A 17,226-nucleotide genomic window follows, 5' to 3' on the forward strand; every position below is an offset into this window, starting at 1 on the left:
TCAGTGGTCACCGGTTGATATCCCCTCGATGACCCCGCATGATTCGGCACTTCCGGCCGCTGCGGCCGGTGTTGATCAAGTGCGGTCAGCCTATCGATCCGATCGCGCCTGACCCATTCCCATCATGGGTTACACAAAAGGGGTAGAGCGTGGACGCGTTGTTGCAGGAATTGCCTGTGCATCAAAGTCTGGCGCGGGTCTTCACCTGTGTCGGGCAGGACGGATTCTGGCGGGCGCTGGTCGACACTTTGCGCCTGCTGGTGCCGATGGATAACGCCTTGGTCGCGGTGATGACGGCGGGCCAGGCGCCGCAATTGCTGATTGATATCGACAGCAAGGGCGCTGTCGAGGAGCAGGAAAACCTCGCCGATTACACCGCCGGCATGTACCTGCTCGATCCGTTTTATCAGGCCGCTTCGGCGGGGCTCGCTGATGGCTTGCACAGCCTGGCGTCGGTGGCGCCTGACCAGTTTTTGCAGAGCGAGTACTACCAGAGCTACTTCCGCTCGGTGGTGGGCGCGGATGAGTTGCAGTTCATGATTAACGTTGATGGCAGCGTGTTGGGCTTATCGATGGGGCGTTCGACGCCGTTCGAAATGGCCGAGCAGGGCCGGCTGCTGTGTGTGCGCGACTGGGTGCTGGCAGCGATGCGCCGGCATGTGCAGCTATTGCCGCCGCAAGGGGCGGTTGCTGAAGTGCTGGTCGGCGATCTGGCGACGTTGCTGGATCGCTTCGATGCGCGGCTGACCGTGCGTGAAAACGACACGGCGCGGCTGATCTTGCAGGGTTTCTCGAGTAAGGCGATCGCCCAGCAGATGGGGATTTCGCCGGAAACGGTGAAAGTGCATCGGCGCAATCTCTATCAAAAGCTCAATGTCACCGGACATGGTGAGCTGTTCGCACTGGTGCTGCGCCCGAACTGACTCTCCACCCCCCCTGTAGGAGCTGCCGAAGGCTGCGATCTTTTGATCTTGTTTTTAAGAGATCAGGATCAAAAGATCGCAGCCTTCGGCAGCTCCTACAGGGATTTGGGTTGTGTCAGGAACTGCGTTTGAAGACCAGGGCTTTCAGGCCGCTTTCGGGATCGATGTCGGGAAATTCCGGCGGGTTCTCCAGCCGCTGTTCAAAGCGCAAACTCGGCGCCTCCTGCGTCACGCCATCAATCAAAAAGTCCGAACCAAACGCCGGGTCATTCATGCAGGCCAGCACCGTGCCGTCCGCCGTCAGCAACTCCGGCAGACGCCGCAACACGCGCTGATAATCCTTGGTCAGCAAAAAACTGCCTTTCTGAAACGACGGCGGGTCGATGATCACCAGATCGTAAGGGCCGCTGTTGATCACCTTGCCCCAGGACTTGAACAGGTCGTGGCCGAGGAAGCTGACTTTGCCGGTGTCATGGCCATTCAAACGGTGATTGTCGCGACCACGGCTGAGCGCGGCGCGGGACATGTCCAGATTGACCACATGACTGGCGCCACCCTCGATGGCCGCCACGGAGAAACCGCAGGTGTAGGCGAACAGGTTCAGCACGCGCTTGCCGTCGGACTGTTCGCGCACCCAGTTGCGCCCGTAACGCATGTCGAGAAACAGCCCGGCGTTCTGCTTGCGGCCCAGATCGACGCGGTATTGCAGACCGCCTTCGACGATGGTCATTTCATCGATCTCATCGCCCAACAGCCATTCGGCGGTGCTCTGCGGCAGATAACGGTGCTGGATCAGCAACGTGTGCGCTTTGGACTGCTGCCATTCGGCCGAAGAAGTGATGTCGAGCAACACGCGCTTGAGATCTTGCAGTTGCTCCGGCGCCGGTTCCTTGAACAGCGACACCAGCACCACGCCTTGCAGCCAATCCACCGTGACCTGTTCCAGCCCCGGCCAGCAACGCCCGCGCCCATGAAACAAGCGACGGGTTTCGCCCGGTGCGCTGGCGAGTGCCGGCAGCAAATGGGCGTGGAGGGTGGCGAGGGCTTCAGGGTTCATCGGTCACGGTCGGCAAGCAAATGGGCCGGCATTTTAACCACAATTACGCCACTTCGAACGTTTGTCTCAGGATTGCCAATCCGACCATTTGGAAAACTCCTGTATCAAAAATGAATTTCTACAGAACGCGCTGCTCATACCAGATAAGCAGCGGATTCAAGCCGCTAAATCGTTAATGCTATTCAGGGAGTGCAGTTTCATGTGCCCATCACCAACGGCGGACGCGCACCTTCCTGGCGGGTTGATTCTGGTAGTTGAGGATGATCCGTTGATTCTGGAGTTTCTTTGCGAAATTCTTCAGGAGGAAGGTTTCAAGGTCGAGCCGCATAGCAGCGCCGACGCAGCCAAATTATATCTGGACGAACACGCGCCGGAAGTGAATCTATTGCTGACCGACATCACCATGCCCGGCACCCTCAACGGCGCCGATCTGGCCAACCTGGTCGGCGATCGCTGGCCGGACAAACCGGTGATGGTCATGTCCGGTTATGAAACGCCGGAGACGTCTGGGGTCAAGCACTCGGTCGCGTTCATCAAGAAACCCTGGGCGATCGGCCAGTTGCTCGATTGCGTCGAGAGTGCCTTCAAGTCCAAGGCTCCGCGTCTGCACTGACAAGTGCTACATTGCCGGGCAAATTTGCCCGGCCCCTTGCCAGAGGATGCGACCCTTTGTCTGCTCACAATGATCTTTTCGACCGCGCGTTTGGCGCGTTCCTGTTCGACATGGACGGCACCGTCCTCAACTCCATCGCCGCCGCCGAGCGGATCTGGTCAGCCTGGGCCGTGCGCCATGGCGTCGATGTCGAGACGTTTCTGCCGACCATTCATGGCGCGCGGGCGATCGACACGATCAATCGCCTGAACCTGCCGGGCGTGGACGCGGAGGCACAAGCGGCGTTTATTACCGCAGCGGAGATCGAGGATGTTGAAGGCATTGTCGAGATTCCGGGGGCGGCGGCGTTTCTCAATCAATTGCCAAAGGATCGTTGGGCCATGGTGACGTCGGCGCCGCGCGATCTGGCGTTGCGGCGGATGGCGGCGGCGGGGATTCCCGAGCCGGCGGTGATGATTACGGCTGAGGATGTGAAGGCGGGTAAGCCGGATCCGGCGGGTTATCTGCTGGCGGCTAAACGCTTGGGGCTGGAACCGGCGGGGTGTCTGATTTTTGAGGATGCCGCTGTCGGGATCCAAGCCGCTGAAGCGGCGGGCGCGTCGTTGATGATCATCACCACGACGCATCAGCATCCGCTTGAAACCGAGCACGCGACACTGGCCAGTTACGACGCGATCCGCCTCCAAATCGACAACGACGGCCTGCACCTACAGCCTGCCTGAAGCTGTCCCCCTGTAGGAGCTGCCGAAGGCTGCGATCTTTTGATCTTGTTTTTTTAAAAGACCAAGATCAAAAGATCGCAGCCTTCGGCAGCTCCTACAGGGGGTGCGGCGTTAGTAGACACCCGGTAACAAGCGCCAGCTCCGGGCGCAGTATGCGTCATACTCGGCGCCAAACTGCCCGCGCAGCAGCGCCTCTTCAGAATGGATACGCGCGATCAACGGGATCAACGTCAGCGCCGCCAGCAGCAACCCGACAGTTGAACGAAACGCCAACGCCCATCCCAGCGCATTCACCACCAACCCCAGATAACTAGGGTTGCGCAGGTGTTGATAAATCCCATCCGTGACCAACCGATGCCCCGGCTGAATCGCCACCAACCCGCTGAATCGGTGGCCCAAGACAAACACCGGCCACAAGCGCAGCGCCCCGCCAATGATGAACAACAACGCGCCAAGCCAGCGCACACCTTCGCCGCCAAACGTCCAGAAATTCAGCCGATCGCAGTACGCGGGTAGAAATCCGCTGAGCAAACCAATCACGCCAAACGCCGGAAGCACCCAGCGATTGGCGCGATCCTCGCGTTCGCCGGAGCTCAGGTTGACCTCGGTAAACATCGACGCGATCACCATCGCCACGGTGGCCAGCGCGACCACCACCAGCGAGCCGTGGGAAAAGAACATCCCCACGCCACCAATGCCCCACACCGCCAGGCCCAGATAGGCGAGGGTGGCGAGCACGGCGACCACGGTCATTTGCGCTGACATTCTCATGGCGTTCTCACGGCGGCATACACACTTTTGCAGTGTAGATCCCCGTAGGAGCTGCCGAAGGCTGCGATCTTTTGATCCTGTTCTTTTAAAAACAAGATCAAAAGATCGCAGCCTTCGGCAGCTCCTACAGGGATTTGCGGTGCACACGGAATTTGCGTACGCCACAAACCCCTGTGGGAGCGAGCCTGCTCGCGAATGCGGTGGTTCAGTCAATATTGCCGGTAACTGGCAGACCGCTTTCGCGAGCAGGCTCGCTCCCACAAGGGACAGGTTGTGCGGCGGTGAGGATTTTGCGGAAAGTTTCCACCAACGGCCGCAAATTAATCCGGTGCCACGCCGCCCACAACGGCGTAGTAAACGCCAGCCAAGGCACCTCACGCAGCACGACCCCGGGAGGCGCGTTATGGCTCAGGCCTTTCTGAATCATCGCAATCCCCAGCCCCGACGCCACCAGCCCCAGCGCGGTAAACGGCTCAGTCGCCTGCATGCGCACATCCGGCGTGAAACCCGCTCTGATGCACGCGCTAACAAACTCATCACTCGCATCCTGACGTGGCTGCACGCCGATCCATTCCTGATCCGCGAGATCCTGCGGACTCAACACCGCCTGCTGCGCCAGCGGATGCTGTTCCGGCAGCGCCAGCAGCATCGGATCATCCAGCACCTGAAAACCCAGCAGATCCGGGTCGTCATCGGTCGGCGGCTCACTCACCAATGCGATATCGAGACTACGCTGACGCAGGCCTTCGAGTTGCTCGGCGGAACTCAAGTTGTACAGCGCGACGTGAACATTCGGCCGATCGACCCGCAACACACGCAAGGCATTGGGCAAAACCCCGGCGTGCATGGCGTTCTCGATATAGCCGATGCACAAACCGCCTTCTTCGCCACGACCCAAGCGCTTACCGAGGGATTCGAGGCGATTGGCGTGCGTGAGCAGTGCGCGGGTTTCGGCGAGAAAGGTCTGGCCATCGCGGGTCAGGCGAATGCGCTGCTGGCTGCGTTCGAACAGCGTCAGGCCGAGGCGCTCCTCAAGCTGAGCGATCTGCCGGCTCAGCGGCGATTGGGAAATGTGCAGCCGTTCGGCGGCGCGGCCGACGTGTTCTTCCTCGGCGACGGCGACGAAGTAGCGCAATTGGCGGATGTCGATCATGTCAGACCTATAGGGACTCAAGTGCTGCGCATTATGTCTTGGACGGTCTCGGTGTCGCAATCTAGGATCTGCTCAACGGTCACGCAGACCACCAACGAATGAGGACAATCCGATGAGCTTGAAAGACAAACTGCCCGGCAAACTGGGCTTCGGCACCGCACCACTGGGCAACATGTTCCGCGCCATTCCCGAAGCAGAAGCGCAGGCCACTGTGCATGCTGCGTGGGATGCCGGCGTGCGTTACTTCGACACCGCACCGTTTTACGGCTCGGGCCTGTCGGAAATTCGCCTCGGCGAAGCCTTGAAGCAATACAAACGCGACGACTATGTGCTGAGCAGCAAGGTTGGTCGGGTGATTCTCGATGAAGTCGAAGACGCAGCAGCCCGCGATCTCGGCGAAAAAAGCGGCGTGTTCGAACACGGTCGCCCGAACAAAATCGTTAACGATTACAGCGCCGATGCGACCCTGCGCTCGATTGAAGATAGCCTCAAACGCCTGCAAACCGATCGCCTCGACATCGTCTGGGTACACGACATCGCTCAGGACTTTTACGGCGATCAATGGCTGGAATACTTCAATCAGGCTCGTACTGGCGCGTTCAAAGTGCTGACCCGTTTGCGCGAAGAAGGCGTGATCATGGGCTGGGGTCTGGGCGTAAACAAAGTCGAACCGTGCGAGCTGACCCTCGATCTGACCGAAGCGCAGCCTGATGGCTTCCTGTTGGCCGGGCGCTACACGCTGCTCGATCACGAACGTCCGTTGCAACGTTTGATGGACTCGGCGCTGGCGCAGAATGTCGAAATCGTCGTCGGCGGCCCTTACAGCTCGGGCATTCTGGCCGGTGGTTCGCACTTCGAATACCAGAAGGCCAGCCCGGAAGTGATCGCTAAAGTTGAACAGATCAAACGCATCGCCGCCGCTTACAACGTTGATGTGAAAGCTGCCGCGCTGCAATTTTCGTTGGCCAATCCTGCCGTTGCTGCGGTGATTCCCGGCGCGAGCAAACCGGGCCGCATCGCTGAAGATGTCGCGGCGTTGTCGGCGGTGATTCCTGCCGGGTTCTGGCAGGCCATGCGTGAGGCAAAACTGGTTTCTGAACGTGCACCATTACCCATCGATGAGGTGAAAGCATGAAGATTGATCTGAGTGGAAAACTGGCCATCGTCAGCGGCAGCACCGCTGGGATCGGTCTGGGCATCAGCCAGTCGCTGGCGGAAGCCGGCGCCACCGTGGTGGTGATCGGCCGCGACAACGGCAAGGTCGAGCAGGCGCTGGCGAGCATTCGCGAAAAAGTGCCGGGCGCGCAATTGCGCGGTCTGGCGGCCGACCTCGGCACGGCGGAGGGCGCGCAGACACTGTTCGCCGCCGAACCGCGCGCGGACATTCTGGTGAATAACCTTGGCATCTTCGACGCCGTCGATTTCTTCGAAGCGCCGGACAGCGAGTGGACGCGGTTCTATGAGGTCAACGTGATTTCCGGTGTGCGCCTGGCGCGGCATTACGTGCCGGCGATGGTCGAGCAGGGCTGGGGGCGGGTGATCTTTCTGTCCTCGGAATCCGGGGTGGCGACGCCGGCCGACATGATCAATTACGGCGTGACGAAAAGCGCCAACCTCGCGGTGTCCCACGGTTTGGCCAAGCGCTTGGCGGGCACTGGTGTGACGGTGAATGCGATTTTGCCGGGGCCGACGTTCACCGATGGCCTGCAAGACATGCTCAAGGATGCCGCCGCCGAGTCTGGCCGCAACTTGCGCGATGAGGCCGACGCCTTTGTGCTCAAGGCTCGCCCGACCTCGATCATCCAGCGTGTTGCGGATGTTGAAGAAGTCGCGCACCTGGTGACTTACATAGCTTCGCCGCTGTCCTCGGCTACCACGGGCGCTGCGTTGCGCGTCGATGGCGGCGTGGTCGACAGCCTGACTATTTGAATTCTTGAGAGAGACGTTTATCCATGGCATCTGCATCTGCACATATCGACATCCCGGCCTCGGCCGATCAGGTCTGGCAATTGATCGGCGGCTTCAACACGCTACCGGACTGGCTGCCGTTCATTCCCAAGAGTGAATTGAGCGACGGCGGTCGTGTTCGCACCTTGCAAACCGCTGACGGCGCCGTGGTGATCGAACGCCTGCAAGCGTTCGATAACGCCGCCAAGACCTACAGCTACTCGATCGAACAGGCACCGTTTCCGGCAACGGATTATCTGGCGACGATCAAGGTTGAAGCTCAGGGGCAGGGCGCACGGGTCACGTGGTCAGGGCGCTTCACCGCCAAAGGCGTGAGCGATGAAGAAGTGGTGGCGCTGTTCACCGGCATCTACCAGGGCGGCCTCGAAGCCCTGCGGGCCAACTACCCAACCTAAGCCACCGCAAAATCCCTTGTAGGAGCCGAGCTTGCTCGCGAAAACGGAGGATCAGACGATACATTTATTGCCTGACCCACCGCCATCGCGAGCAAGCTCAGCTCCTACACTGATTTGTGGTGTGCACGGGATTTTTTGTGCGACTAAGAACCCTGTAGGAGCCGAGCTTGCTCGCGAAAGCGGTGGATCAGACGATACATTTATTGCCTGACCCACCGCCTTCGCGAGCAAGCTCAGCTCCTACACTGATTTGTGGTGTGCACGGGATTTTTTGTGCGACTAAGAACCCTGTAGGAGCCGAGCTTGCTCGCGAAAGCGGAGGATCAAACGATACATTTATTGCCTGACCCACCGCCATCGCGAGCAAGCTCAGCTCCTACACTGATTTGTGGTGTGCACGGGATTTTTTGTGCGACTAAGAACCCTGTAGGAGCCGAGCTTGCTCGCGATAGCGGTGGATCAGACGATACATTTGTTGCCTGACACACCGCCTTCGCGAGCAAGCTCAGCTCCTACACTGATTTGTGGTGTGCACGGGATTTTTTGTGCGACTAAGAACCCTGTAGGAGCCGAGCTTGCTCGCGATAGCGGAGGATCAGACGATACATTTATTGCCTGACCCACCGCCATCGCGAGCAAGCTCAGCTCCTACACTGATTTGTGGTGTGCACGGGATTTTTTGTGCGACTAAGAACCCTGTAGGAGCCGAGCTTGCTCGCGAAAGCGGTGGATCAGACGATACATTTATTGCCTGACCCACCGCCATCGCGAGCAGGCTCACTCCCACATTGATTGCATTCCAAATGGACGTCAGGAATTAGTGATCAGGCTCTGCCGGCAGTCGAGCACCAGTTTCGCGCCGCCAAGGTCGCTGGTGCCGACTTCAAGGTTGAAGCCGTGCAAGCTGACAATCGCCGCAACGATCGAAAGCCCCAATCCGAACCCGCTCTGCGGCTGCCCACCCTCGGTGCGATAGAAACGTTGAAACACCGCCTCACGCTCTGACTCGGCAATCCCCGGCCCCGAATCGTGCACTTCGATGCGCGTATGCCCTGCGTCATTCACACCGCGCAAAACCACAGTTCCGCCCGCCGGAGTGAACTTGATCGAGTTGCTCAACAGGTTCGCCAGCGCCTCAAACAACAACGCCCGATCGCCATTCAGCGCCGGCAATGTTTCCGGCATGTTCAGTTCGAAATGCAGTTCATCTTCTTCAGCCAGCGGCAGATAAAACTCATGCAGTTCCTGCAGCAATTGCACCGGGTCCAGCTCGACAAAACCGGAGCGGCGCTGGCGATCTTCCAGTTCGGAAATCCGCAACAAACCACGAAACCGCGCCATCAGCGTATCCGCTTCGGCCAGTACCAAATCCAGTTGCGCTGCTTCCTGCGAGCCTTCACCCGCCTGTTGCTGCATGCGATACAACTGCGCGCGCAAGCGGGTCAACGGTGTGCGCAAGTCATGGGCGATGTTGTCGCAAACCCCCTTGACCTCGTTCATCAAACGCTCGATGCGCTCAAGCATGGCGTTGACGATGGCGGCGAGCATATCCAGTTCATCACGGCGATTGGACAGTGGCAGGCGATGGGTCAAGTCGCCCGCGACGATCGCCTGAGCGCTGTCCTGAATCGCTCTGATCCGCCGCAAAGGTCGGCGTCGCAGCAAGTGCCAACCGGCGATCCCCGGCAGAATCGTGAATGACACCCCCCAGAACAACGCATGCAGAATGATCCGCGTCACCGCGAACAGCGAACCGTTGTCGCGCAGCAGCACCAGCCAGCGGCCGTCGCGGGTCTGCGTGGCGACGGCATCGCAACTGTCGTTGGGCAGGGTCGGATCATCGGAGCCCGCGCAGTCGGCGAGCATGTGAATCTTGCCGTCCAGCGGCAGACCTTCGGGGATTTGTTGCAGGGCGCCGCCAAGATAACGGCCTTCGACGTCGAACAGGCCATAAGCGTCGATGCCACGAATGTCGAAAGTCATGCTCGCGGCGAGGGCGTCTTCCAATTGTTCGCCGCGAAAGTGCGAGAACAGATGCTGACGTTGCATCAGCGAATGCTTGGCGAGGTTATCGAGGTAGCTGGACACCTCGTAATACATGACCCCCATGAGGATCGCGCTCCAGGCCACGAACAACGAACTGTACAGCGCCAGCAAGCGGCTGCTGGAAGAGCGCCAGCCGTCAGATGGGTTCGGCAATGACATAACCGGAGCCCCGTACCGTGCGGATCAATGGAACATTGCCCACCGCGTCGATTTTCTTGCGCAAGCGGCCGATGTGCACGTCAATCAGGTTGGTGCCCGGGTCGAAGTGATAACCCCAGACTTCCTCGAAAATCATCATCCGCGAGAGGATCTGGCCGCTGTTGCGCATCAGAAACTCGAGCAATTTATATTCGGTCGGCAGCAGCGTCAGCACTTGTTCGGCGCGGCGTGCTTCGTGGCTGATCAAATCCAGCTCAAGGTCGGCGACTTGCAACGTGGTCGGTGGCGTATCGGCGCTGCTTTGGCGGCGCAACAGCACTTCAACCCGCGCGGCCATCTCATCGGTGGCGAACGGTTTGGTCAGGTAGTCATCACCACCGGCGCGCAAACCGCGCACGCGTTCATCGACATCGGAGAGGGCGCTGATCATCAGAATCGGTGTCGACACGCCCATGGTGCGCAGCGTTGTGACGATGGCCAGGCCATCCAGTTCGGGCAGCATGCGATCGAGGGTGATCAGGTCGTAGTTGCCGCTGACGGCACGGTCCAGGCCTTCTCGGCCATTGTCGACCCAATCCACGTCGAGGCCATGGCTGCTCAGTTCGGCAACGATTTCCCGGGCGGTCACGGCGTCGTCTTCGATGGTCAAAATGCGAGTCATGGGCAGGCCTGCTGATCGGTTGAAACGGAATGGCAGCATTTTGCCAAGATTTTTGCCTGACGCTTTAAATTAACTTTCATGTAGGGGCTGTCAGAAACGCAGATTCGCTTGCTGCGGATCAATGCAGACTAATGCATAAAACCCGCTGTAATTCACAGCTTGTTGCAATTTGCATGGTCTTAGGAAGTTCATTCTTTGTAACTTATTGAAAATAAACGATTTATTAAATCTCTGCATCTGGCACGGTCGCTGCAATTCCTCTCTCGAACGAGTTGTAACACCATTTTTCATGCCTGGAGCAGAACAACAATGAATAGATCCTCTGATGGGTTTTATCCTGCCTTTGAAGGAGATTCGAGCAACGTCTCAGGGGTGTCCTGGGGCGCGATCTTCGCTGGCGCGGCGGCGGCTGCGGCATTGTCGTTGATCCTTGTACTGCTCGGTTTCGGTCTGGGTTTCTCCGCTGTTTCACCGTGGGCCGGGGAGGGCGTGAGTGCCAAGGGCCTGGGTATTTCAACAATCGTGTGGCTGGCGGCGACGCAGATTATCGCTTCCGGCATGGGCGGTTATGTGGCCGGGCGTCTGCGCGTCAAGTGGGCGAACATGCACGGTGACGAGGTTTACTTCCGCGACACCGCGCACGGTTTCCTCGCCTGGTGTGTGGCAACGTTGGTCACCGCAACATTAGTGGTCGGCTCGGTCAGCAGCATTGTCAGCGGCGGTGTGCAGGCCGGTGCCAGCGTGGCGGGCGGTGCAGCCAGTGCCATGACCCAGGCGGCCGGTACCGCTGCGGCGAACACCGACAGCAACCAGTACGGTTACTTCATCGACAGCCTGTTCCGTGATGATCGCCCGGCTTCGGTCAGCGATGACGCTGCCCACGGCGCCGTGGCCCGCATATTTGCGCAAAGCCTGGCCAACGGTCAGCTGAGTGCCGAGGATCGTACCTACCTGGCGCAGTTGGTCGCTCAACGTACTAACTTGTCGCAGGCTGATGCCGAGCGCCGCGTAGATGAAGTCTATGCCCGCACTCAGAAAGCCATCGCCGACGCCAAAGTCAAAGCTCAACAAGCGGCTGACACCGCTGCGAAAGTCGCTGCCTGGACTTCGCTGTGGATGTTCATCGCGCTGCTGGCCGGTGCCTTCTTCGCCAGCCTCGCGGCCACCTTTGGCGGTCGTCGTCGCGATGCAGTCGAGTACGTTGAAGTCGATACCTACACCACGACCACTCCAGTCCGTTAAACAAGGAGCATCACCATGCGCTCACTTCTACTGTTTTTTCTCGGCGTACCGATCCCGATCATCATCCTGATTGCGCTGTTCGTACACTGATCTATTGGGGCTTATGCCTCGGCCGCTTGCACCTTCGGGTGCAAGCGGCTTTTTCGTTTCTGCCTGAATGACCGGCTACCGATCTGGGTCAATATTTCTCTCTGGAATATTCACTAACGTATTTGATCCAGACCTTGGCTGGGCGTGAGCTACAGTGCAACAGGCGCAAGTACTGCGCTGACGTAGTAGCCGAAGCGACGCACGAATCAAATGAAGTGAACACGTCGACACGCTGTAGTACAGCAAGGAGCGGACGCACAACTCCCCTGAACTTTTCACGGATGAATTGCAATGCACTGCCTAGTAAGAACCTTCGATATCCAGCCCTTGGCGCAGGCGGATATGACTGTCCATATCAACGGCCAGGCGGTCGATGCCGCCATCGGCGAAACCGTCCTCAGCGTCATTCAAGCCCTCGGCATGCGCCAGATCGCACGCAACGACCATGAGCAGATCAGCGGTGCCTACTGCGGCATGGGCGTGTGCCAGTGCTGTCTGGTGAAAATCGATGGCCGGCACAAGCGCCGCGCCTGCCAGACGGTAGTGCGCGACGGTATGCAAATTGAAACTCAAGTCAACCGCATCACTGCGCAGGAGGTCGTATGAACCTGCATCCGGTGATTGTTGGCGGTGGGCCGGCGGGCATGGCCGCGGCCATTGAACTGGCTCGCCACGGCGTGCGCTGCACGGTGCTGGAAGAGGCTTCGCGTCTGGGCGGTGTGGTCTATCGCGGGCCATTGCGCGACGGCGTGCAACTGGATTACCTCGGGCCGCAGTACGCGGAAGCGCTGGGCAAATTGCACGGTGAATTTCAGCAGCATGCCGGGTTGATCGACGTTCGTCTCAACCACCGCGTGGTCGGCGCTGAGGGTACACGAGCATTGGTAGTGCTTGATGGCGACGAACAGTTGCACGAAATCCAATACCCACAATTGTTGCTCGCGGCCGGTTGCCACGAACGCAGCGTGCCGTTTCCTGGCTGGACGCTACCGGGCGTGATCATGCTCGGCGGCCTGCAGTTGCAGATTAAAAGTGGCGTGGTCAAACCCCAAAGCCCCGTGATCATTGCCGGCACCGGGCCCCTGCTGCCGTTGGTGGCGACGCAACTGCATGCGTCCGGCGTCAAGGTGTCTGGCGTTTATGAGGCCTGTGCGTTCGGCAAGATCGCCCGGGAGAGTCTGGCGCTGCTGAACAAACCACAGCTTTTTCTCGACGGCTTGAGCATGCTGGCCTATCTGAAACTGCATGGCATCCCGATGAGCTACGGCTGGGGCGTGGTCGAAGCCCACGGCGAGGGCGGGCTGAAAAGCGTCAGCGTCGCGCCGTACTCGGCCACTTGGGAGCCGGACATGGCCCGCGTCGAGCGTTTCGAAGCGCAGACATTGGCCGTCGGTTACGGCTTTATCCCGCGTACGCAGCTCAGTCAGCAAATGGGCCTGGATCACGGTTTCAGTGACGACGGTTATCTGCGTGCCCATTCGAATATCTGGCAGCAAAGCAATCAGCCTCACGTGCATCTGGCCGGTGACATGGGCGGGATTCGCGGCGGTGAAGCGGCGATGCTCGCCGGCAAAATTGCCGCCACGTCGATCCTCTTGCAACGCGGCGTCTTCGAAGAGGAACTGGCGCAGATTCGCCGCGACCGCTTTCTGAGCAAACTCAAAGCCATTGTGCGATTCCGTGCGGCGGTCGATCGCTACACCGAACGCGGGGTTGGCCAAACGGCATTGCCCGCGGCCGACACGGTGATCTGCCGCTGCGAGCACGCCACCCGTGCCGACATCGATCTGGCGCTGGAGCAAGGCGTGCAAGACATCGCCAGTCTGAAAATGCGCACCCGCGTGAGCATGGGCGATTGTCAGGGGCGCATGTGCGTCGGCTATTGCAGCGACCGTTTGCGCCAGGCCACCGGGCGGAAGGATGTCGGCTGGCTGCGCCCGCGTTTCCCGATTGATCCGATTCCCTTTTCCGCGTTTCAGTCCGTCGGCACGGAGGCCGTTTCCCATGAGTAAGTTCTACGACGTGATCATCGCCGGTGGTGGCGTGATCGGCGCGTCCTGCGCCTATCAATTATCAAAACGCAAAAATCTTAAAGTCGCGCTGATCGACGCCAAGCGCCCGGGCAACGCCACCCGTGCTTCCGCCGGTGGTTTGTGGGCGATTGGCGAGTCGGTCGGCCTCGGTTGCGGGGTGATCTTTTTTCGCATGATGTCGGCCAACCGCAAGCGCGAAACCCAAGGTGCCGCTGTTGCAGTCGACTCGAGCACGCCGCACATTCTGCCGCCGTCATTCTTCGACTTCGCCCTGCAATCCAACGCGCTGTACCCGGCGCTGCACCGTGAGTTGAAGGACAACCACGGGATGGATTTCAAGTTCGAAAAAACCGGGCTGAAATTCGTTATTTATGACGATGAGGATCGGTTGTACGCCGAGCATATCGTTGGCTGCATTCCGCATCTGGCCGATCAAGTGCGCTGGCTTGATCAAGCCGAGTTGCGCGCGGCTGAACCGAGTGTCAGCCACGAAGCACGCGGAGCGCTTGAATTCCTCTGCGATCATCAGGTCAGCCCGTTCCGTCTTGCCGATGCCTACACCGAAGGTGCGCGGCAGAACGGCGTCGATATTTACGTCAACACTAACGTGACCGGGGTGTTGCATCACGGTTCGCGGGTGACCGGCGTGCAAACGGCGGAAGAAGGTGTGTTCCATTGCAAAACCCTGATCAACGCGGGCGGTGCCTGGGCGGCAGATTTGAGCGAATGGGCGACCGGTATCCGCATTCCGGTAAAACCGGTGAAGGGCCAGATTCTGCTGACCGAACGCATGCCGAAAATCCTCAACGGCTGCCTGACCACCAGCGATTGCTACGTGGCGCAAAAGGACAACGGTGAAATCCTGATTGGCAGCACCACCGAAGACAAAGGCTTCGACGTCACCACCACCTATCCGGAAATTGCCGGGCTGGTGCAGGGCGCGGTGCGCTGTTTGCCAGAGCTCAAGGATGTGAACCTGAAACGCACGTGGGCGGGATTGCGCCCGGGTTCGCCGGATGAGTTGCCGATTCTGGGGCCGATGCGCGGCGTGGAAGGGTATTTGAATGCCTGCGGGCACTTCCGCACCGGGATTCTGACCTCGGCGATTACCGGCGTGTTGCTGGACAAACTGGTCAATGACGAACCGTTGCCGTTGGACATCACGCCGTTTCTGGCGGATCGCTTTGAACCCGCGCCGGTCAAGCAAGCCCTGAAACTCGAACTGGCCTGACACAATCCCCTGTAGGAGCTGCCGAAGGCTGCGATCTTTTGATCTAGATCTTTAAAATCAGAGTCAAAAGATCGCAGCCTTCGGCAGCTCCTACAGGGTTGGGTTACCACATCATTTCGGTATTGAACACGGGCTCAGGTTTTGCGCGATTCCTCTTCCAGCTGATCCGACTCAAACAGCCGCGCCAGCTCGGCCCTGGCTTCCTGTGCCGTTTGCAGGACTTTGGCCATGTCGTCATAAACCGCATGTTGCGCTTCCAGCACCTGTTCGTCGTGATGCTTGAAGCGTTTGATCCGCGCATCGGCCTGCGCTTGCGTCAACCCGAGCCCCACCAACGTGCGCCGGCTCATTTCCAGACTCGAATAATACGTCTCACGAATCGCCTCAGCCCCGACGTCCACCAAACGGTGAACATGCTGACGGTTACGCGCGCGAGCGATGATTTTCATGTGCGGATACAGCTTGCGCACCACTTCGGCGGTCTTGATGTTGGTCTCCGGATCGTCCGTGGCAATCACGAAGTATTCCGCCTCGCCAACCTTCGCCGCACTCAGGATTTCCGCGCGCATCGGGTCGCCGTAGAACACCGGCACACCGCCGAAGCTGCGCGACAGTTCGATGGTTTCTACCGACGTGTCGAGGGCGACAAACTTGATGTTCTGTGCACGCAAAATCCGCGCGATGATCTGACCCATCCGTCCCATGCCAGCGATCACCACGCGCGGGCTGTCGGTATCGATCTCGCGGAATTTCTCCGGCACTTCCACCGGCTGCACTTTCGGGCTGACCATTTTTGCGCAGATCAACAACAGCAGCGGGGTCACCGCCATCGACAGGGTGATGGTCAGTACCAGCAAATCATACAGGCGCGGATCGAACAGGTTCTGATCGCGTCCGATCTTGAACACTACAAAGGCAAACTCACCGCCAGCCGCCAACACGATACCGAGACGAATCGCACTGACCTTGTTCAGCCCGCCGGCCAAGCGTCCCACGATAAACAACAGTGGCAGTTTCAGACCAATCAACAGCAGCGTCAGCCCCAGTACAGTAATCGGCGCGCTGAGCAGCAAACTGAGGTTGGCGCCCATGCCGACGCTGATGAAAAACAGACCGAGCAGCAAACCTTTGAACGGTTCGATCTGAGCTTCCAGCTCATGGCGATATTCCGAATCCGCCAACAGCAGGCCGGCGAGAAACGCGCCCAGTGCCATCGACACGCCGACCAGATCCATCAGCCACGCCGTGCCGATCACCACCAGCAACGCGGTGGCGGTCGAGACTTCCGGCAGTCCGGTTTTCGCGACAATACGAAACACCGGGCGCAACAGATAACGGCCGCCGACCACGACCACGGCAATACTGCCCAGCACCTGTAAACCGTGGTTCAGGTCTTGAGCGGCGCTGGTGGTGTGATCGCCGCCGGCCAGCATTGGCACCAGCGCAATCAACGGGATCGCCGCAATGTCCTGAAACAGCAAAATCGCAAACGCCAGCCGACCGTGAGGGCTGGTCAGCTCCTTGCGCTCGGCCAGGCTTTGCAGGCCAAAAGCGGTGGACGACAAGGCCAGACCGAGGCCGAGCACAATTGCGCTGTTGAGCGGTTGGCCGAAGGCGAACAACGCCAACACACCGATCACCGACGCCGTCAGCAGCACCTGCGCCAGGCCAACGCCGAACACCGATTTACGCATCACCCACAACCGTCGCGGCGACAGCTCAAGGCCGATGATGAACAGCAACAACACCACGCCCAATTCGGAAATATGGCTGACGCTTTGCGGGTTACCGATCAGCCCCAGCACGGACGGGCCGATGATCACCCCGGCAAACAGATAACCGAGCACAGCGCCCAATTGCAGACGTTTGGCCAAAGGCACGATAAGCACCGCCGCCAATAGAAAGACGACGATGGCTTGTAACAAATTGCCTTCATGGGGCATGGGTTTACTCCTGACAACGGTACGGCGAATGCGGCAAGGATAAGGGCTGGCCTCGCGATGCACCACAAAGCCGCGCATCGCATCCCTTGGACACACCCTGTAGGAGCTGCCGAAGGCTCGGGCCGCGATCGGACGATCTTTTGATCTTTGTTTTGCCTCCAAAAATGAAAGATCAAAAGATCGCAGCCTTCGGCAGCTCCTACAGGGATCCAGATGTGC

At 59.3% G+C, this 17,226-nt stretch carries 16 protein-coding genes; 10 read left to right on the forward strand and 6 right to left on the reverse strand.

Annotated elements, in window-relative coordinates; translation table 11 throughout:
* Positions 1-149: 149 nt before the first annotated feature.
* Complete coding sequence (locus ACP3TY_RS08840) at positions 150-923, forward strand: helix-turn-helix transcriptional regulator (protein ID WP_426619746.1); 774 nt, start codon at positions 150-152, stop codon at positions 921-923.
* 115 nt (positions 924-1,038) lie between these two features.
* On the opposite strand, the gene ACP3TY_RS08845 is transcribed toward ACP3TY_RS08840, so the two are convergent.
* Positions 1,039-1,980 (reverse strand): class I SAM-dependent methyltransferase, encoded by a 942-nt coding sequence (locus ACP3TY_RS08845; RefSeq protein ID WP_426619747.1) that lies wholly within the window; start codon positions 1,978-1,980, stop codon positions 1,039-1,041.
* A 199-nt stretch (positions 1,981-2,179) separates the two neighbouring features.
* Between ACP3TY_RS08845 and ACP3TY_RS08850 the strand changes: the two genes are divergently transcribed.
* Positions 2,180-2,593 (forward strand): response regulator, encoded by a 414-nt coding sequence (locus ACP3TY_RS08850; RefSeq protein ID WP_053121513.1) that lies wholly within the window; start codon positions 2,180-2,182, stop codon positions 2,591-2,593.
* 56 nt (positions 2,594-2,649) lie between these two features.
* Positions 2,650-3,315: an HAD family hydrolase gene (locus tag ACP3TY_RS08855; RefSeq protein WP_426619748.1), complete on the forward strand. Its 666-nt coding sequence runs from the start codon at positions 2,650-2,652 to the stop codon at positions 3,313-3,315.
* A 111-nt stretch (positions 3,316-3,426) separates the two neighbouring features.
* On the opposite strand, the gene ACP3TY_RS08860 is transcribed toward ACP3TY_RS08855, so the two are convergent.
* Both ACP3TY_RS08860 and ACP3TY_RS08865 read right to left on the reverse strand, forming a co-directional pair.
* The gene (locus tag ACP3TY_RS08860) at positions 3,427-4,086 is read right to left on the reverse strand and encodes a methyltransferase family protein (protein WP_053121509.1); all 660 of its coding nucleotides are present in this window, start codon (positions 4,084-4,086) and stop codon (positions 3,427-3,429) included.
* A 205-nt stretch (positions 4,087-4,291) separates the two neighbouring features.
* Positions 4,292-5,239, reverse strand: a complete 948-nt coding sequence (locus ACP3TY_RS08865) for a LysR substrate-binding domain-containing protein (protein WP_426619749.1) — start codon at positions 5,237-5,239, stop codon at positions 4,292-4,294.
* A gap of 112 nt (positions 5,240-5,351) precedes the next feature.
* Between ACP3TY_RS08865 and ACP3TY_RS08870 the strand changes: the two genes are divergently transcribed.
* Genes ACP3TY_RS08870 through ACP3TY_RS08880 form a run of 3 tightly spaced genes read left to right on the forward strand, consistent with a single transcriptional unit; the run spans position 5,352 to position 7,602 of the window.
* Entirely contained in the window at positions 5,352-6,374 is a 1,023-nt protein-coding gene (locus tag ACP3TY_RS08870) for an aldo/keto reductase (RefSeq protein WP_426619750.1), read from the forward strand.
* Positions 6,371-7,168 (forward strand): SDR family NAD(P)-dependent oxidoreductase, encoded by a 798-nt coding sequence (locus ACP3TY_RS08875; RefSeq protein ID WP_053121494.1) that lies wholly within the window; start codon positions 6,371-6,373, stop codon positions 7,166-7,168. Before ACP3TY_RS08870 ends, ACP3TY_RS08875 begins: the two co-directional genes overlap by 4 nt.
* Before the next feature lie 23 nt (positions 7,169-7,191).
* Positions 7,192-7,602 (forward strand): SRPBCC family protein, encoded by a 411-nt coding sequence (locus ACP3TY_RS08880; RefSeq protein ID WP_159814704.1) that lies wholly within the window; start codon positions 7,192-7,194, stop codon positions 7,600-7,602.
* A gap of 810 nt (positions 7,603-8,412) precedes the next feature.
* On the opposite strand, the gene ACP3TY_RS08885 is transcribed toward ACP3TY_RS08880, so the two are convergent.
* On the reverse strand, positions 8,413-9,807 hold the full coding sequence (locus ACP3TY_RS08885; protein ID WP_426619751.1) for a sensor histidine kinase: 1,395 nt from the start codon (positions 9,805-9,807) through the stop codon (positions 8,413-8,415).
* The gene (locus ACP3TY_RS08890) at positions 9,785-10,468 is read right to left on the reverse strand and encodes a response regulator transcription factor (RefSeq protein ID WP_426619752.1); all 684 of its coding nucleotides are present in this window, start codon (positions 10,466-10,468) and stop codon (positions 9,785-9,787) included. Before ACP3TY_RS08890 ends, ACP3TY_RS08885 begins: the two co-directional genes overlap by 23 nt.
* Before the next feature lie 309 nt (positions 10,469-10,777).
* Here ACP3TY_RS08890 and ACP3TY_RS08895 point away from each other — a divergent pair, with 309 nt between their 5' ends.
* The 4 genes from ACP3TY_RS08895 (at position 10,778) to hcnC (ending at position 15,064) form a co-directional block, all read left to right on the forward strand.
* On the forward strand, positions 10,778-11,710 hold the full coding sequence (locus tag ACP3TY_RS08895; protein ID WP_053121485.1) for a hypothetical protein: 933 nt from the start codon (positions 10,778-10,780) through the stop codon (positions 11,708-11,710).
* A gap of 381 nt (positions 11,711-12,091) precedes the next feature.
* On the forward strand, positions 12,092-12,406 hold the full coding sequence (hcnA, locus tag ACP3TY_RS08900) for a cyanide-forming glycine dehydrogenase subunit HcnA (protein WP_053121483.1): 315 nt from the start codon (positions 12,092-12,094) through the stop codon (positions 12,404-12,406).
* The gene (gene hcnB / locus ACP3TY_RS08905; RefSeq protein ID WP_426619753.1) at positions 12,403-13,812 is read left to right on the forward strand and encodes a cyanide-forming glycine dehydrogenase subunit HcnB; all 1,410 of its coding nucleotides are present in this window, start codon (positions 12,403-12,405) and stop codon (positions 13,810-13,812) included. Before hcnA ends, hcnB begins: the two co-directional genes overlap by 4 nt.
* Positions 13,805-15,064, forward strand: coding sequence for a cyanide-forming glycine dehydrogenase subunit HcnC (gene hcnC, locus ACP3TY_RS08910; protein WP_426619754.1), 1,260 nt, complete (start codon positions 13,805-13,807; stop codon positions 15,062-15,064). Before hcnB ends, hcnC begins: the two co-directional genes overlap by 8 nt.
* Before the next feature lie 134 nt (positions 15,065-15,198).
* On the opposite strand, the gene ACP3TY_RS08915 is transcribed toward hcnC, so the two are convergent.
* Positions 15,199-17,007, reverse strand: coding sequence for a monovalent cation:proton antiporter-2 (CPA2) family protein (locus tag ACP3TY_RS08915; RefSeq protein WP_426619755.1), 1,809 nt, complete (start codon positions 17,005-17,007; stop codon positions 15,199-15,201).
* Between the last annotated feature and the right edge of the window lie 219 nt (positions 17,008-17,226).

This window comes from Pseudomonas rustica, assembly GCF_049959085.1.
GTDB classification, from domain to species: domain Bacteria; phylum Pseudomonadota; class Gammaproteobacteria; order Pseudomonadales; family Pseudomonadaceae; genus Aquipseudomonas; species Aquipseudomonas rustica.

What these genes read in the sequence shown, in the direction of transcription:
- ACP3TY_RS08845 (WP_426619747.1), bottom strand. Translation starts at nt 1,980, where the DNA reads ATGAACCCTGAAGCCCTCGCCACCCTCCACGCCCATTTGCTGCCGGCA.
- ACP3TY_RS08850 (WP_053121513.1), top strand. Translation starts at nt 2,180, where the DNA reads ATGTGCCCATCACCAACGGCGGACGCGCACCTTCCTGGCGGGTTGATT.
- ACP3TY_RS08860 (WP_053121509.1), bottom strand. Translation starts at nt 4,086, where the DNA reads ATGAGAATGTCAGCGCAAATGACCGTGGTCGCCGTGCTCGCCACCCTC.
- ACP3TY_RS08865 (WP_426619749.1), bottom strand. Translation starts at nt 5,239, where the DNA reads ATGATCGACATCCGCCAATTGCGCTACTTCGTCGCCGTCGCCGAGGAA.
- ACP3TY_RS08870 (WP_426619750.1), top strand. Translation starts at nt 5,352, where the DNA reads ATGAGCTTGAAAGACAAACTGCCCGGCAAACTGGGCTTCGGCACCGCA.
- ACP3TY_RS08875 (WP_053121494.1), top strand. Translation starts at nt 6,371, where the DNA reads ATGAAGATTGATCTGAGTGGAAAACTGGCCATCGTCAGCGGCAGCACC.
- ACP3TY_RS08880 (WP_159814704.1), top strand. Translation starts at nt 7,192, where the DNA reads ATGGCATCTGCATCTGCACATATCGACATCCCGGCCTCGGCCGATCAG.
- ACP3TY_RS08885 (WP_426619751.1), bottom strand. Translation starts at nt 9,807, where the DNA reads ATGTCATTGCCGAACCCATCTGACGGCTGGCGCTCTTCCAGCAGCCGC.
- ACP3TY_RS08890 (WP_426619752.1), bottom strand. Translation starts at nt 10,468, where the DNA reads ATGACTCGCATTTTGACCATCGAAGACGACGCCGTGACCGCCCGGGAA.
- ACP3TY_RS08895 (WP_053121485.1), top strand. Translation starts at nt 10,778, where the DNA reads ATGAATAGATCCTCTGATGGGTTTTATCCTGCCTTTGAAGGAGATTCG.
- hcnA (WP_053121483.1), top strand. Translation starts at nt 12,092, where the DNA reads ATGCACTGCCTAGTAAGAACCTTCGATATCCAGCCCTTGGCGCAGGCG.
- hcnB (WP_426619753.1), top strand. Translation starts at nt 12,403, where the DNA reads ATGAACCTGCATCCGGTGATTGTTGGCGGTGGGCCGGCGGGCATGGCC.
- hcnC (WP_426619754.1), top strand. Translation starts at nt 13,805, where the DNA reads ATGAGTAAGTTCTACGACGTGATCATCGCCGGTGGTGGCGTGATCGGC.
- ACP3TY_RS08915 (WP_426619755.1), bottom strand. Translation starts at nt 17,007, where the DNA reads ATGCCCCATGAAGGCAATTTGTTACAAGCCATCGTCGTCTTTCTATTG.